Here is a 13,134-nt window from a genome sequence, read left to right as displayed (position 1 = left end):
GTTGCCACTCCTCGCCATAGCCCTGCTATGACTCGTCGCGGCGCCTAGCCCAAGTCGGAACGCCGAACCGCAAAAAATCACTCGCCAATTCTTGCGCGAACTTCTGAAACACCACACTAGGCTGCACGAATCTTCCAGACCGACATCAGGTCAGTGACTAGACTGAAAGGCCCGAAAGCCCCCTTCTCTCGCCATGGCCGACGATCACTGGATCCAGCTGCAGCAGGACGCCGAGACCGGCATCGAGACCCTGCGCGCCCATTTCGAGGGCCATGCCTATGACCCGCACTGGCACGACGCCTATCTGGTGGGCTACACCGAGCAGGGCCTGCAGCAATTCCACTGCCGGGGCCAGCGCCACCTGAGTACCCCCGGGCAGGTCTTCCTGCTGGAGCCCGGTGAATTGCACGACGGCCAGGCGCCGGAGGCCGAGGGCTTCACCTACTCCATGCTCTATCTCGATCCCCAGTGGCTGGCGCGCGAGCTGCAGGGGCTGCATGGCGACGCCCGGCCCCTGGGCGAACCCGGCTTCGCCCGGACCCTGGTGGAGCAGGCCGAGCTGCATCGTGCCGTGGCCTGGGCCCATGAGGTCCTGAGTCGTCCGGAATTGCGCATCGTCCGCCAGAGCGCGCTGGATGCCCTGCTGCTGCGCCTTCTGCCGCACCTGCAATGGCGGGCGCCCCAGGCCGGCGATCCACGGCTGCCCCAGGTGGCCTTGCGCGCCCGCGACTTCCTGCAGGCCCATCATCACGAGGACATCGGTCTGGAGGAACTGGCCCAGGCCGCTGGCGTCGACAGATTCCGCCTGACCCGCGCCTTCAAGGCGGCCTTTGGGCTGGCGCCCCATGCCTATCTGGTGCAGCTGCGCCTGTCGCGGGCGCGCCGCCTGCTGGCCGACGGCCTGTCGCCGGCGGAGACCGCCGCCGCCCTGGGCTTCGCCGACCAGAGTCACCTGGGTCGCTGGTTCCGCCGCGCCTATGGCCTGACCCCGGCGGCCTATCGCGCGCGCTGCTCGAATCTTCCAGACCGCTAGCGGCAAGGCTTGCGACCCTGGTGGCTCAGTCCTTCCAGGAGTCTCCCATGTCCCTGTTGCCCTTCCTGCTGTTCGCCCTGGTCGCCTCCATCACCCCCGGACCGACCAATGTGCTCATCCTCGGCCACAGCGCGCGCCACGGTGCCCGGGCCAGCCTGCCGCTGGTGCTGGGCGGCAGCCTGGGCGCGGTGGCCCTGGTGCTGGTGGTGGGTTTCGGTCTCGGCCAGACCCTGGCGCAACATCCGGACTGGCAGCGCGGCCTGGCCTGGGCCGGGGTGCTCTGGCTGAGCTGGCTGGCCTGGCAACTGGCCCGCGCCGGCGCGCCCGCGGTGGCGGATGACGGTGCCCGTCTGGGCTTCGGGGGTACCGCCGGGCTGCAGGTGCTCAACCCCAAGAGCTGGAGCATGGCGCTGGCGGTGGTGACCGTCTACGCCGAACCCGGTGCCGATCTCTGGCAGCAGGTGCTGGTGCTGGCCCTGGTGTTCCTGCTGGTGTCCGTACCCTGCCTGGGTCTCTGGGCGCTGCTTGGCCGGGTCGCGGCGCATGGCCTGAAATCGACCCGCGCCTGGCGCGGCTTTAATCTGGGGATGGCGGCGCTGCTGCTCGCCTCGGCCTGGGCGACGGTGATCTAGACCGGCATCCCGCCCTGATCGCAAAAGCTGTCCTCCAGGTGCTCCAGCCAGGCGCGTACCGCCGGCAACTGGCCGCGCCTGTGGGCATAGGCGGCCTGCAGGTGGCCGCCGGGCAGCGACCAGTCCGGCAGCAGGCGCTGCAGGCGACCCTCGGCCAGTTCGGCCTCGCAATAGAGCAGCGGCAGCATCGTGTAGCCGAGGCCGGCCAGGGCGGCGGTCTTTCGTACGCTGAAGTCGTCGATGCCCAGTCGGGCTTCCAGCACCAGTTCGCGGCGCTGGCCGGCGGGACCGACCATGCGCAGGTGCACCCGGCGATCCAGCTCCAGGGCGCCGAGCAGCGGGACCCCCAGCAGGGCTTCCGGCGCATCCAGCTGGCGATCGACGAGAAAGGCGGGGGCGGCCACCAGCACCCCGGAGGCCTGGCGCAGGCGGCGCACGATCAGCCCCGGCTCCACGTCGTCGACGTCCCTTACCCGCAGGGCCACGTCGAGGCCCTCGTTGACCACGTCCACCCGCCGATTGACCAGCACCAGCTCCAGCTGCACCAGAGGATAGCGCTGCAGGAAGCGGGTGACGACGTCGGGCAGGTAGTCCTGGGCCAGGGCCACCGTGCAGGACACCCGCAGCGGTCCACGGGGTTCGCTGGACAGACTGGCCGCCGTTTCGGCAGCATTCTCCGCCTCGCGCAGCAGCGCCTGGCAGTGCACCAGGTAGCGCTCGCCGAGAGTGGTCAGGGTACGGGTGGTGCGCTGCAGCAGCCGCGCCCCCAGGCGGGTCTCCAGCTCGGCGATGCGCCGGGACAGTCGCGACTTGGGAATGCCCAGCAGGCGCCCGGCGGCGGCGAAACCTCCGGCTTCCACCACCTTGGCGAAGTAGGCGAGATCATTGAGGTCTTGCATGGGCGATTGTCCTATCCATGGGACGAAGCATCGCATTCTAGGCGACTAATCAGCCGATCGTCTTATCGGTAGTCTGGGCTCATCGCGTCGAACCCTACAGGACTACCGCCATGAAACTCTTGCACATCGATTCCAGCATCCTGGGTGATCATTCCGCCTCCCGGGCCCTGACTGCCAAGGTCGTCGGTGCCCTCAAGGCCGCTACGCCAGGCCTCGAGGTCAGCTACCATGACCTCGCCCACGATTCCCTGGGTCACTTCTCCGCCGCCAGTCTGGCTGCCGGTGCGACCCCGGCCGAACAGGGCAGCGCAGCGCCGAGCAACGTGACGAAGCCGAGCGCAATGCCCGTGCCCTGCAGGAATTCCTTGCCGCCGACGTACTGGTACTGGGTGCGCCCATGTACAACTTCACCATCCCGACCCAGCTCAAGGCCTGGATCGACCGCATCACCGTGGCCGGCACCACCTTCCGCTATGGTGAAGCCGGTCCGGAAGGCCTGTGTGGCGACAAGAAGGCGATCATCGTCGCCACCGCGGGCGGCATCCATGCCGGCAAGCCCACCGGTATCGCCCACGAAGACTATCTGAAGCTGCTGCTGGGCTTCCTCGGCATCACCGATGTCCAGATCGTCCGCGCCGAAGGCCTGGCCTATGGCGACGAAGCAAAGAGCGCGGCCCTGGCCAGCGCCGAACGCCAGATCGCCGACCAGTACGCCTGAGTCCGGACGCCTTCACCCCGGCCCCTCTCCTTCCGGGAGAGGGCCGGGGTGAAGGCAGGCCCCGCCTTAGCTGAATCCCACCACCGGATGCGGCACATAGGGCGCTTCCAGGGCACTGATCTCTTCCTCGCTCAGCTGCAGTTCCAGCGCCGCCACTGCATCCTCCAGATGCTGCGGCTTGGATGCGCCGACGATGGGCGCGTCGATGCCCGGCTTCTGCAGCAGCCAGGCCAGGGCCACCTGGGCACGCGGCACGCCGCGGGCTTCGGCGATGCGCGCCACGGCGGCGACGATCTGCCGATCGGATTCCTCGCTGGCGGTATAGAGCGTCTTGCCGAAGGCATCGCTTTCAGTGCGCGCGGTGCTGGCGTCCCAGTCACGGGTCAGGCGGCCACGGGCCAGCGGACTCCAGGGGATCACGCCGATGCCGGCATCGCGACACAGCGGCAGCATCTCCCGCTCCTCTTCGCGAGCGAGCAGATTGACGTGGTTCTGCATGGTGGCGAATCTCGTCCAGCCATGGCGCGCGGCGGTGTGCAGCGCCTTGGCGAATTGCCAGGCGTACATGCTGCTGGCCCCGATGTGCAGCGCCTTGCCGGCCTTGACCACGTCATGCAGGGCTTCCAGGGTCTCCTCGATGGGCGTGTGATAGTCCCAGCGATGGATCTGGTAGAGATCGACATAGTCGGTGCCCAGGCGCTGCAGGCTGGCGTCGATGGCGGCGAAGATGGCCTTGCGCGACAGGCCGCCGACATTGGGCTTGTCGCGCAGCGGGAAGTACACCTTGGTCGCCAGCACGATTTCCTCGCGCACGGCGTTGGCGTTGAGGAAGCGGCCGACGATCTCTTCGCTGGTGCCGTCGGAGTAGCTGTTGGCGGTGTCGAAGAAGTTGATGCCGAGATCCAGCGCCTTTTTCAGCAGCGGCTGGCTCTGGTCTTCCGGCAGGGTCCAGGGGTGATTGCCGCGCTCGGGGACGCCGTAGGTCATGCAGCCGAGGCAGAGGGGCGAGATCTTCAGACCGGTACGGCCTAGATTGCGGTAGTTCATGGGGGCCTCCAGGGGTGGTCGAAAAGAGTTGACCATGGCGGTCCCGGATCGACTGCAACGAACTTACCGGCTGCTGGCTTGTTCTAGATGGATTCGTACCTAACAACCGGAGATGCTCCATGAAGAAATATGCTTCCGCGGTCTGGCAAGGCGGTCTGAAGGATGGCAAAGGCCATATCTCCACCGAGAGCGGCGCGCTCAAGGACAATGCCTACGGCTTCAACACCCGTTTCGAAGGCACGCCAGGCACCAACCCCGAAGAATTGATCGGCGCGGCCCATGCCGGCTGCTTCTCCATGGCCTTCTCCATGCTGCTGGGCCAGAACGGTCTGACCCCCGAGCGGATCGAGACCAAGGCCGACGTGACCATGGACAAGGTCGGCGACGGCTTCGAGATCACCACCATCGATCTGACCATGAAGGCCAAGATTCCTGGTGCCACCCAGGAGCAGTTCACCACCATCGCCAATCAGGCGAAGGAAGGCTGCCCGGTGTCCAAGGTGCTCAAGGGCGCCAAGATCAACCTGAACGCCACGCTCGAAGGCTAAGGGTCACAGGTGCCTGCCGGTGCCGCCCAGGCATCGGCAACACCCTGTTCCAGAGCTCGTTCGCCGAGACCTTGGCGAGTCGCTAGACTGCTCCGACCCCGCTTTCGGAGAGCACAATGAACGACTCCATCTTCATGACCCTGTTTTCCATCCTCGCCCTGTTGCTGCTGGGCGGCGGTGTCTACGGCTGCGTGATCCTCAACCGCCAGCGCAAGGACATCGAGAAGAACGAAAGCGAAGGCTAGGCCGGTCGCCGACCCGCCAGATAGCGCACGCCCCGGGCGCCGAAGACTTCCGAGTGAGGCTCATGAGCGGCCAGATGAAAGACCTCCCCTGCCCCATAACGACGCTCGCCCGCTGCCGTGCGAATGCGCAGTTCGCCTTCGATGACCAGCGCCTTCGCTTCGAAGGGATGCGCATGGGCTTCCAGGCTGCCCAGGGCTTCGCGCTCGACCAGCACCGGTGGCTGAAAGCCCTCGCGGGCGAGTTGCTCGATGAAGGTGGCCTGGTCCAAGAGCGCTCCTTGAGTTGATGACGATCAAAGCCCAGATTAGGAACCCAGTCCAACAGGGGCCAGTGCAATATCACTATGGCAGGGCATGGCTGCCGCTATGGCCGACCGCGCCTGCCGAGCCGATGGAAACCTCGGCGATCCGAGGTTCCACGTGGAGCATCAGCGCTCCAGCTTGCGCTCGACCTCGGCGGTCTTGCGCTTGAGCGCTTCGGTTTCCTGCTCCTTGGTCTTGATGTCGGTCGGCGTGATGACCTTGTCGATGGCATCGGTCGGCGTCGATTCCGGCTGCTCCATGTCCTTCTTCACCACATCCACCGGACGGCCCGCCTCATCGAGAGCGGGTTCGTTGGGCGGGGTCTTGCCCAGGTGGGCATCGGAACGCTGGTCAGTCATGGCAGGCTCTCCTCAATAGGGTGTCTCTTTCGAGCGCAACGACCGACAGGGAGTTCGCCCGCGACTCAATTGCAGGTGCGAACCCGCTCCAGATAGGCCAGCAACTGCGCCTGCTCGCTGGCATCCAGCGGCGCGAAGACCGCTTCCAGCGCCTGGGTACGCGGCACCTGGGCCTGGTCCAGCGCCTGGCGACCCTGCTTGGTCAGATGGACCAGCAGCGCCCGGCGGTCCTGGGGATGGGGTTCGCGACGGACCAGGCCGTCGCGCTCCAGGGCGTCGAAGGCATCGGTCAGGGTACGGGGCGCATGGCGCAGCTGTTCGGCGACCTCGCCGGGACGGCAAGGCCCCAGGCGCTCCAGCACCTTGAGCACCTTGTAGCGGGCGAAGGAAAGTCCGGAGGCCTTGAGGGTCTCATCCAGTTGTTGGCGCATCTGCCGTTTCAGATCCATCAGGGCTTCGGCAATGGCGGCGGCGGTTGACATGAAAGCTGCTTACCTCGAATATAGTGAGGAACCTCAATGAATGGTACCTCCGCAATGGCGACATCTTTTCACAGCCGCGAGGGCGATGCCAGTGCCCCTCACCTTTTCCAGCGTGTGCGCTTCGACCTCAAGCGACGTTGGGCGACCGTCGTCCGCCGCGAAGACCTGGGTGGCGTCCTGCTGCGCCTGACCTTTGGTGGCAGCGACCTGGCGGATTTCCAAAGCGCGGCCTTCGACGAGCACGTGAAGCTGTTCGTCCCCGCCGACACCACCCCGATCCGCGCCGCCAGCGCCGAGCAGCTGGTGGGTCGGCACTACACGCCGCGCCACTACGATGCCGCCCGTGGCGAACTGGCCATCGACTTCTATCTGCATGAAGCCGGGGTGCTGACCACCTGGGCGCGTCAGGCGCAGCCCGGTGCCGAGCTGATCATCGGCGGCCCCAAGGGCGCCCTGGTGCCGCCCGAGGACTTCGACTGGTACCTGCTGGCCGGCGACGAGACCGCCCTGCCCGCCATCGCCCGTCGCCTGGAGCAGCTGGCCGCCGATGTCCGGGTCCAGGTCGTCGCCGAAGTGGCGCGTCCGGGCCTGGAGATTGCCCTGTCGACGGCCGCCGCCGCCGAGATCCGCTGGGTCTATCGCGAAACTGGGGCCAATGCCCTGGTGCAGGCCCTGGAGCAGCTGGAGCTGCCCGCAGGCGAAGGCTATGCCTGGATCGCCGGTGAAGCCACGCAAGCCCGCGCCGCGCGGCAGGCGCTGCTGGCCAAGGGATTGCCGCGGGACTGGGTCAAGGCGGCCGGCTACTGGAAGCTCGGCGAAAGCGACCAGCACGTGAAGGTCGAGGATTGAGCACCGCCGCCGCCGTCACCGACGGCCTGCCCCCGCCACGCCGCTATCGCGCCGTCGCCGCCCTGCTACTGGCAATCAGCATGACGGTGCTGGACAGCGGCATCGCCAACCTGGCGCTGCCCAGCATCGCCGAGGCCCTGGACGTCTCGGCCGCCGCGGCGGTCTGGATCGTCAGCGCCTATCAGCTGAGTCTGGTCGCCCTGCTGTTTCCCCTGGCCGCAGTGGCCGAGCGTCTTGGCCTGCGCCCGGTCTTCACGGCCGGGGTCGGGATCTTCGGCCTGGCCTCCCTGGGCTGCGCCCTGGCGCCGGATCTCGCCAGCCTGGTGGCTGCACGGGCGCTGCAGGGGGTGGGCGCCGCCGCCATCATGTGCGTCAGCGCCGGTATCGTCCGACTCTCCTATCCGCGCGACCGGCTGGGTCGTGGCATCGCCATCAATGCCCTCTGCGTGGCCCTGGGCTCCGCCGCCGCGCCCAGCCTGGGGGCGGCCATCCTGGCGCTGGGTGGCTGGCCCTGGCTGTTCGCCGTCAATGTGCCCGTGGCGATGCTGATCGCACTGCTGGTGCACAACCTGCCCGACAGTCCCCGTGCGCAGCGCCGCCTCGATCCGTTCAGCGTGCTGCTCAACGCCCTGCTGTTCTGCGCCGGCATCGGCGGTCTGGAACGTCTCGGCGCCGCGCCGTTGCAGGGCGTGGGCCTGCTGCTGCTGGCCGCGGCCAGTCTGCTGTTGCTGGTACGCCGCGAGCGCGGTCTGCCGGCGCCCCTGCTGCCGGTGGACCTGCTGGGACTGCCGGCCATGCGTCACTCGGTGCTGGCTTCGGTCTGTTCCTTTGCCGCGCAGATGCTCTGCTTTCTCGCCCTGCCCTTCTATCTGCAACACCAGCTCGGGCTGGTGCCGCTGCAGGTGGCCCTGCTGATGCTGGCCTGGCCGCTCACCGTGGCCGTGTCGGCACAGGTGGCCGGGCGCCTGGCCGACCGCCATCCGCCGCAGCGGCTGTGCATGCTCGGTGGCCTGGGCATCGCCCTGGGGCTGGCGGCGGCAGCGGTGATGCCACTGGAGCGCTCGACCGCCCTGCTGATCCCCTGCCTGATCCTCGGCGGCATCGGCTTCGGTTTCTTCCAGGTACCCAACAACAGGATCATGCTGACCGCCGCCCCGGCCGGTCGCAACGGCGCCACCGGCGGCGTCCAGGCCACCGCCCGGCAGACCGGCATGGCCCTGGGCGCCGCGGCCCTAGCGCTGCTGCTGCATCTGGACAACAGCCTGGCCCCGCGGCTGGGACTGGCCCTGGCGGCAACGCTGGGTCTGGTCGCCGCCTGGTCCAACTGGCGGGCACCGCGCTAGGGCTGCGGGGTCGCCTGGTCGAGCAGCGCCTTGAGCGCCTGCTCGCGCTCGACCGCCGGGCGCTCGCACAATAGGCGTACCTGCTGGAAGAACGCCGGCCAGTTGCCCGGGTGCTGTCTATAGAGGGCGGCAAAGGCCGGTACCCACTGTTCGTACAGACCATAGGGCACCAGCCGCGCGTTGTTGAGCGGCTGGCTCATCCAGCCATCGAAGCGACGATCGTCACGCCAGGCCGGGGTCGCGCGCAGCCGCTGGTAATCGCTGCGCAGCTGCGCGAAGCGCCGGGCCTTGGCCGCGCGCCTGGCCGCGGTCGTCAATGGCTGGGCATAGAGCCTGGCCAGGTCTGCGCGAGTGGTCAGCAGCAGCGCGCGGAATTGCTGATAGCGGACTTCGCGCCCCGTATCGGGGGGCGGCAGGCCGCGACTGGCGCGCCATTGCCGCAGGCCTTCGCCCTCGACGAAGGTGGCATAGGACTCGTTGAAGGCGGTATCGCCGGGCAGATAGAAACGCTGGTGCGCCAGCTCGTGGAAGATCGTGGCCGCCACCTGGTCGTCGTCCCAGCGCAGCATGCTGCTGAGCAGCGGATCGCTGAACCAGCCCAGCGTCGAATAGGCCGGCACGCCACCGACATAGGTGTCCTGGCCCTGCGCCTGCAGCCGCTGCGCCTCGGCGCGGGCCTTGGCTTCCTGATAGTAGCCGCGATAGGCCACGCAACCGGCAATGGGAAAGCAGTGGGTGGTGGGCCGGGTGGAAAATTCGGCGGTGGCGAAGACATTCCACAGCACGAAGGGCCGCTTGAGTTCGACGAAACTGCGATAGCTGGCGTTGTCCGGCAGGGCCAGTTCGGCACTGGCGAAGCGGCGGGCCGCTGCCGCGGCGGCGAGGCGTTCGCGCAGGACGGCGGGGCGTGCCGGATCTGCGACGACCGTCGCAATGGGCTCGCGGTCACGGATCAGCGCCCACTGGCCCTGTACCATCTGGCCGTAGTACCCGACCGAGGTACAACCGCTCAGTCCGATCACGAGGGACAGCAGCGCCAGCCAGCGGCTCGTGCGTTGCGCAGGCAGGGTGCCTGGCTGGGTGGCGCGCCCTTCCCTGCCCGGAGTTGTAGCCGTCATGCGTAGACTGTGCCTGCTGTTGCCTGTGCTGTTCCTAGGTGGCTGTTCCCTGTGGCCCTTGCCCAAGCCCGATCCGGCACAGGCCTGGATCGATCTGGACAGCGATGGCAAGGCCAAGCTGGAAGCCCTGCGCGCCGATCGCAAGGATCTCGAAGACAAACGCTACTTCCAGGTCTGGCCGGGGAGCCATGATCTGCAGGTACGCTACCAGTTCGAGGTGCAGCCCACCAACATCGGCGCCCAGGTGGCCGATCCGCTGGCACGCACCTGCCTGGTGACCCTCAACTACAAGGCCTTCGCCGCGGGCGAGCGCTATCGCCTGGAAGCCGGCCAGACCGGCTGGCGGCCCTGGGCGCGCCTCTATGACGAGCGCAACCAGGAAGTGGCGCGCAGCACTGCCAGTCGTTGCGGCGACGTGTAGACTCGGCTGATCTCCCTGCCGCGAGTCGCCGTCCATGCGTCTGCGCCTGCTGGTCCCTCTGCTGCTACTGCTGGGCGGCTGCACCACGCCGCTGCCCCCTGTGGATCCCCATCAGGCATGGGTCGATCTGGTGCTGCGCGAACCCGCGGTAGGGGCTTCGCTGCTGGCCGAGTCCCAGGACGGCAGGCGTCTCGACGATGGCCGCTACTTCCAGCTCACCCCTGGCAGCCATAGCCTCAAGGTGAGCTATCGCTACGAACTCTATGGCGGCGGTGGCTTCGGTTCGCGCTTCGGCTGGCGGGAACCGCTGCAGATCCAGTGCTATCTGGAACTGGACTACGCGGACTTCCAGGCCGGCCGGCGCTATCGCCTGGAAGCCGAAAACACCTTTGGCCAGGGCGAAATCACCCTCTACGACGGCCCGCGCGAACTGGTGAGTTCCGAGCGAGGCATCTGCTCGCCCTTCTGACCCGCGACTGGCCAGGCGGCCAGCACGGTCAGGCAACAAAACGCTAGGCGGGCACGCTGAGCCAGTCGTCCTGGCTGCGGTCCTGGGTGCGGACCACGGGCGGACGACTTTTCTGCTCGCGCAGCTGGCGACTCATGCGCAGAAAATCCTCGCGTTCCATCCAGCGCGGTGCGGGCTGGGCAAGGGATAGAGCTTGGCGAATCCGGGCGAACGGCGACATGGCATTACCCTCTTGGCTAAATACTGTATGCGCAAACAGTACTAAGCCAGGCGAAACTGTACAAGTATCCAGCGGATGAACGGTCTGTCCCCCGGGTCGGGGATCAGTCGTTGCGCTGATAGAGGATCTTGTAGGTCCCGTTGGCGCAGCTGCCCACCACCATGTTGGGATCGCGCACCTCGGCATTGGGGACCGCTTCGAGGGTATAGGCGGTCACCCCGGCCGACTGGATCTTGACCTCGATGTCGGCCTTGAGCTGCTCGCAGGACAGGGGTTCGGCCCGCACGGCGGTGCTCAGCAGGGCAGTGCAGCAGACTAGCGATAGACGCAGCATGATGATTTTCCTTGGCGTGATGACCGCTCAGGCTTGGACGCCGGAGCTGTGGCGATGTTCTCAGCGCTGCCCTTTGGTCAGCGAAGCGGTGGAACCTGGAGCCCGAAAGGTATTTCCGATGGTCACTCCTTCCAGCGAAGTGCCCCATGTTCCAGTGGTTGAAAGACAATTCCCAAGTCCTCACGCTCTTTGCCCAGTGCTGCACCCTGGGCGTCTGGGTGCTCTATGCGCAGCTCCTGCTCAACAACTACAAGCGCCAGCGCCAGCCGCGGCTGATCATCAACCGCGGCGCCGGCAAGGGCGTGGGCGCCCTCTGCCTGCTGTCCAACATGAGCGCCGAGCCGGTGTTCATCAACCAGCTCACGGTGATCCTCAAGACCAATCGCGAGACGCTCTATACCGATGTCACCGACATCCGCGAGAGCGGCCAGGATGACTTCGACCCTGATCTGGTGCTGGGCGAGGCGACCCACCAGGGTCCGCTCAACACCGGCGACTTCACCCACATAGGTACCTTCCAGGGTCTGATCCGCCGCGCCGCCGAGCACAACGGCCTGACCCTGGACAACCACCGGCCGCCCGAGGGCTGGGTATTCGAGGGCCTGGAGATCCGCGCGGTCGCCTTCTATGGCTCGGATCACGATCCCATCGGAGTGCGCCGGCGCTTTCGCCTGGGCCAGCACGACGGCCACTACTGCGCGCTGATCGCCGAGGACTGGCAGACCCAGCAACTGACCTCGCGCCGCCAGCGGCGCATGGTGCAGGACGACTGGATGGTCGACCTGGAACCCAAGGCTCAGCCAAAGAACCAGTAGCAGATCAGGATCGACGCCGTGACCCCGGTGAATTCCGCCAGCAGGGCGCAGCCCACCGCATGGCGGGCGCGCTGGATGCCCACCGCGCCGAAGTACACCGCCAGCACATAGAAGGTGGTCTCGGTACTGCCCTGGATGGTCGCCGCCACCAGCGCCGGAAAGCTGTCCACGCCGTGGGTCTGCATGGTCTCGATCAGCAGCGCGCGGGCGGCGCTGCCGGAGAAGGGCTTGACCAGGGCAGTGGGCAGGGCCTCGACGAAGCGGGTGTCCCAGCCAAAGAAGGTCACCGCATGGCGAACGCCTTCGAGGATGGCTTCCAGGGCGCCGGAGGCGCGCAGCACGCCCACCGCGCAGAGCATGGCGACCAGATAGGGCAACAGCGACTTGGCGACGTCGAAGCCTTCCTTGGCGCCTTCGACGAAGGCTTCGTAGACCGGCACCTTGCGCAGGGCGCCAAGGATCATGAATGCCAGGATGATGCCGAACAGGGTCAGGTTGCCGAGCAGCGACGACAACCCGGCCAGCGCCGTGGCGGTCAGGGTGAAGAGAAAGGCGACGAAGGCGCCGAAGGCCAGGGCGCCCCCGCCGATCCAGGCCAGCACCACCGGATCCCAGAGTTTCAGCCGCTGCATGAAGGCCACCGAGCACAGCCCCACCAGATTGGCGCAGGTATGGGCCAGCAGGATCGGCAGGAACACCAGGGTCGGATCGGGGGCGCCCTGCTGGGCGCGGTACATGAACACCGTCACCGGCAGCAGCGTCAGCGAGGAGGCGTTGAGCACCAGGAAGAGGATCTGCGCATTGCTCGCTGTGGTGCTGCTGGGATTGAGCTCCTGCAGGGCACGCATGGCCTTGAGGCCGATGGGCGTGGCGGCGTTGTCCAGGCCCAGGCCGTTGGCGGCGAAGTTGAGGGTGATCAGCCCCAGCGCCGGATGGCCGCGCGGCACCTCGGGCATCAGCCGGGCGAACAGCGGTCCGAGCAGCCGCGCCAGGGCGTCCACCAGCCCGGCCTTCTCGGCGATGCGCAGGATGCCGAGCCAGAGGGTCAGGGTGCCGAACAGCAGCACCATGACCTCCACCGACAGCTTGGCCATGGCGAACAGGCTCTCCACCATGGCGGCGAACACCCCGGTGTTGCCGGCCACCAGCCACTGGCCGAAGGCGCTGATCCCGGCAACGATGAAGAAGCCCAGCCACAACCCGTTGAGCATCGCGGTTCTCCCGGCAAAACGGCGATGATAACCGCAGCGTCCGCTCCCTGCAGGGACGCCGTTCAGTCTGTGGTCATCGCCGTCGGGT

At 67.2% G+C, this 13,134-nt stretch carries 18 protein-coding genes and 1 pseudogene; 10 read left to right on the top strand and 9 right to left on the bottom strand.

The genetic code is table 11. From position 1 onward, the window contains the following. The first annotated feature begins 193 nt into the window (after positions 1-193). Positions 194-1,033 carry an AraC family transcriptional regulator gene (locus GSQ95_RS01125; protein WP_158890006.1) on the top strand — a complete coding sequence of 280 codons (840 nt, stop codon included), beginning with the start codon at positions 194-196 and terminating at the stop codon, positions 1,031-1,033. Between the two features lie 47 nt (positions 1,034-1,080). Continuing rightward, positions 1,081-1,665 (top strand): LysE family translocator, encoded by a 585-nt coding sequence (locus GSQ95_RS01120; RefSeq protein ID WP_158890008.1) that lies wholly within the window; start codon positions 1,081-1,083, stop codon positions 1,663-1,665. On the opposite strand, the gene GSQ95_RS01115 is transcribed toward GSQ95_RS01120, so the two are convergent. After that, complete coding sequence (locus tag GSQ95_RS01115) at positions 1,662-2,564, bottom strand: LysR family transcriptional regulator (RefSeq protein ID WP_158890010.1); 903 nt, start codon at positions 2,562-2,564, stop codon at positions 1,662-1,664. The two genes, GSQ95_RS01120 and GSQ95_RS01115, sit on opposite strands and share 4 nt — an antisense overlap. 110 nt (positions 2,565-2,674) lie before the next feature. Between GSQ95_RS01115 and GSQ95_RS01110 the strand changes: the two are divergent. Continuing rightward, positions 2,675-3,282, top strand: a pseudogene (locus GSQ95_RS01110) (NAD(P)H-dependent oxidoreductase). 66 nt (positions 3,283-3,348) lie between these two features. On the opposite strand, the gene GSQ95_RS01105 reads toward GSQ95_RS01110, so the two are convergent. Beyond that, positions 3,349-4,329: an aldo/keto reductase gene (locus tag GSQ95_RS01105; RefSeq protein WP_158890012.1), complete on the bottom strand. Its 981-nt coding sequence runs from the start codon at positions 4,327-4,329 to the stop codon at positions 3,349-3,351. A 119-nt stretch (positions 4,330-4,448) separates the two neighbouring features. Here GSQ95_RS01105 and GSQ95_RS01100 point away from each other — a divergent pair, with 119 nt between their 5' ends. Further along, a complete protein-coding gene (locus tag GSQ95_RS01100; protein WP_158890014.1) occupies positions 4,449-4,877 on the top strand; it encodes an OsmC family protein in 429 nt (142 codons plus the stop codon). Between the two features lie 116 nt (positions 4,878-4,993). Beyond that, positions 4,994-5,122 carry a hypothetical protein gene (locus GSQ95_RS26370; protein ID WP_256664443.1) on the top strand — a complete coding sequence of 43 codons (129 nt, stop codon included), beginning with the start codon at positions 4,994-4,996 and terminating at the stop codon, positions 5,120-5,122. On the opposite strand, the gene GSQ95_RS01095 is transcribed toward GSQ95_RS26370, so the two are convergent. From GSQ95_RS01095 to GSQ95_RS01085, 3 genes are all read right to left on the bottom strand, one after another. Then, positions 5,119-5,391 carry a cupin domain-containing protein gene (locus GSQ95_RS01095; RefSeq protein WP_158890016.1) on the bottom strand — a complete coding sequence of 91 codons (273 nt, stop codon included), beginning with the start codon at positions 5,389-5,391 and terminating at the stop codon, positions 5,119-5,121. The genes GSQ95_RS26370 and GSQ95_RS01095 overlap by 4 nt on opposite strands. A 159-nt stretch (positions 5,392-5,550) precedes the next feature. After that, positions 5,551-5,784, bottom strand: coding sequence for a hypothetical protein (locus tag GSQ95_RS01090; protein WP_158890018.1), 234 nt, complete (start codon positions 5,782-5,784; stop codon positions 5,551-5,553). A gap of 65 nt (positions 5,785-5,849) precedes the next feature. Further along, positions 5,850-6,266, bottom strand: coding sequence for a MarR family winged helix-turn-helix transcriptional regulator (locus GSQ95_RS01085; protein ID WP_158890020.1), 417 nt, complete (start codon positions 6,264-6,266; stop codon positions 5,850-5,852). 54 nt (positions 6,267-6,320) lie between these two features. Here GSQ95_RS01085 and GSQ95_RS01080 point away from each other — a divergent pair, with 54 nt between their 5' ends. Together GSQ95_RS01080 and GSQ95_RS01075 are read left to right on the top strand one after the other, a co-directional pair. After that, entirely contained in the window at positions 6,321-7,115 is a 795-nt protein-coding gene (locus GSQ95_RS01080; RefSeq protein WP_158890021.1) for a siderophore-interacting protein, read from the top strand. Next, on the top strand, positions 7,112-8,458 hold the full coding sequence (locus tag GSQ95_RS01075; protein ID WP_158890023.1) for an MFS transporter: 1,347 nt from the start codon (positions 7,112-7,114) through the stop codon (positions 8,456-8,458). The genes GSQ95_RS01080 and GSQ95_RS01075 overlap by 4 nt, the downstream gene beginning before the upstream one ends. Here GSQ95_RS01075 and GSQ95_RS01070 read toward each other — a convergent pair. Then, positions 8,455-9,576: an aminopeptidase gene (locus tag GSQ95_RS01070; protein ID WP_158890025.1), complete on the bottom strand. Its 1,122-nt coding sequence runs from the start codon at positions 9,574-9,576 to the stop codon at positions 8,455-8,457. The two genes, GSQ95_RS01075 and GSQ95_RS01070, sit on opposite strands and share 4 nt — an antisense overlap. Here GSQ95_RS01070 and GSQ95_RS01065 point away from each other — a divergent pair. Next, positions 9,575-9,997: a hypothetical protein gene (locus GSQ95_RS01065; RefSeq protein WP_133860296.1), complete on the top strand. Its 423-nt coding sequence runs from the start codon at positions 9,575-9,577 to the stop codon at positions 9,995-9,997. The genes GSQ95_RS01070 and GSQ95_RS01065 overlap by 2 nt on opposite strands. A gap of 34 nt (positions 9,998-10,031) precedes the next feature. Continuing rightward, on the top strand, positions 10,032-10,466 hold the full coding sequence (locus tag GSQ95_RS01060) for a hypothetical protein (protein ID WP_158890027.1): 435 nt from the start codon (positions 10,032-10,034) through the stop codon (positions 10,464-10,466). Between the two features lie 43 nt (positions 10,467-10,509). Here GSQ95_RS01060 and GSQ95_RS26080 read toward each other — a convergent pair whose 3' ends face one another. Both GSQ95_RS26080 and GSQ95_RS01055 read right to left on the bottom strand, forming a co-directional pair. Next, a complete protein-coding gene (locus tag GSQ95_RS26080) occupies positions 10,510-10,686 on the bottom strand; it encodes a hypothetical protein (RefSeq protein ID WP_166655878.1) in 177 nt (58 codons plus the stop codon). A 103-nt stretch (positions 10,687-10,789) separates the two neighbouring features. Continuing rightward, positions 10,790-11,020: a DUF1161 domain-containing protein gene (locus tag GSQ95_RS01055; RefSeq protein ID WP_158890029.1), complete on the bottom strand. Its 231-nt coding sequence runs from the start codon at positions 11,018-11,020 to the stop codon at positions 10,790-10,792. Positions 11,021-11,166: 146 nt separating this feature from the next. Here GSQ95_RS01055 and GSQ95_RS01050 point away from each other — a divergent pair, with 146 nt between their 5' ends. Then, positions 11,167-11,835: a hypothetical protein gene (locus tag GSQ95_RS01050; RefSeq protein ID WP_158890031.1), complete on the top strand. Its 669-nt coding sequence runs from the start codon at positions 11,167-11,169 to the stop codon at positions 11,833-11,835. Here the strand turns inward: GSQ95_RS01050 and GSQ95_RS01045 are convergent. After that, the gene (locus GSQ95_RS01045; protein WP_158890033.1) at positions 11,817-13,046 is read right to left on the bottom strand and encodes a nucleoside recognition domain-containing protein; all 1,230 of its coding nucleotides are present in this window, start codon (positions 13,044-13,046) and stop codon (positions 11,817-11,819) included. The genes GSQ95_RS01050 and GSQ95_RS01045 overlap by 19 nt on opposite strands. Positions 13,047-13,134 lie beyond the last annotated feature (88 nt).

Source organism: Pseudomonas sp. BAV 4579, assembly GCF_009765395.1.
Classification (GTDB): domain Bacteria; phylum Pseudomonadota; class Gammaproteobacteria; order Pseudomonadales; family Pseudomonadaceae; genus Chryseomonas; species Chryseomonas aestiva.
This window is presented reverse-complemented; position numbering and strand designations above follow the sequence as displayed.

Excerpts from the sequence above, each read along its gene's own strand:
- GSQ95_RS01045 (WP_158890033.1), bottom strand. The coding sequence starts at position 13,046 with ATGCTCAACGGGTTGTGGCTGGGCTTCTTCATCGTTGCCGGGATCAGC.
- GSQ95_RS01090 (WP_158890018.1), bottom strand. The coding sequence starts at position 5,784 with ATGACTGACCAGCGTTCCGATGCCCACCTGGGCAAGACCCCGCCCAAC.
- GSQ95_RS01070 (WP_158890025.1), bottom strand. The coding sequence starts at position 9,576 with ATGACGGCTACAACTCCGGGCAGGGAAGGGCGCGCCACCCAGCCAGGC.
- GSQ95_RS01055 (WP_158890029.1), bottom strand. The coding sequence starts at position 11,020 with ATGCTGCGTCTATCGCTAGTCTGCTGCACTGCCCTGCTGAGCACCGCC.
- GSQ95_RS01050 (WP_158890031.1), top strand. The coding sequence starts at position 11,167 with ATGTTCCAGTGGTTGAAAGACAATTCCCAAGTCCTCACGCTCTTTGCC.
- GSQ95_RS01105 (WP_158890012.1), bottom strand. The coding sequence starts at position 4,329 with ATGAACTACCGCAATCTAGGCCGTACCGGTCTGAAGATCTCGCCCCTC.
- GSQ95_RS01060 (WP_158890027.1), top strand. The coding sequence starts at position 10,032 with ATGCGTCTGCGCCTGCTGGTCCCTCTGCTGCTACTGCTGGGCGGCTGC.
- GSQ95_RS01125 (WP_158890006.1), top strand. The coding sequence starts at position 194 with ATGGCCGACGATCACTGGATCCAGCTGCAGCAGGACGCCGAGACCGGC.
- GSQ95_RS26370 (WP_256664443.1), top strand. The coding sequence starts at position 4,994 with ATGAACGACTCCATCTTCATGACCCTGTTTTCCATCCTCGCCCTGTTG.
- GSQ95_RS01085 (WP_158890020.1), bottom strand. The coding sequence starts at position 6,266 with ATGTCAACCGCCGCCGCCATTGCCGAAGCCCTGATGGATCTGAAACGG.
- GSQ95_RS01065 (WP_133860296.1), top strand. The coding sequence starts at position 9,575 with ATGCGTAGACTGTGCCTGCTGTTGCCTGTGCTGTTCCTAGGTGGCTGT.
- GSQ95_RS01115 (WP_158890010.1), bottom strand. The coding sequence starts at position 2,564 with ATGCAAGACCTCAATGATCTCGCCTACTTCGCCAAGGTGGTGGAAGCC.
- GSQ95_RS26080 (WP_166655878.1), bottom strand. The coding sequence starts at position 10,686 with ATGTCGCCGTTCGCCCGGATTCGCCAAGCTCTATCCCTTGCCCAGCCC.
- GSQ95_RS01120 (WP_158890008.1), top strand. The coding sequence starts at position 1,081 with ATGTCCCTGTTGCCCTTCCTGCTGTTCGCCCTGGTCGCCTCCATCACC.
- GSQ95_RS01080 (WP_158890021.1), top strand. The coding sequence starts at position 6,321 with ATGGCGACATCTTTTCACAGCCGCGAGGGCGATGCCAGTGCCCCTCAC.
- GSQ95_RS01100 (WP_158890014.1), top strand. The coding sequence starts at position 4,449 with ATGAAGAAATATGCTTCCGCGGTCTGGCAAGGCGGTCTGAAGGATGGC.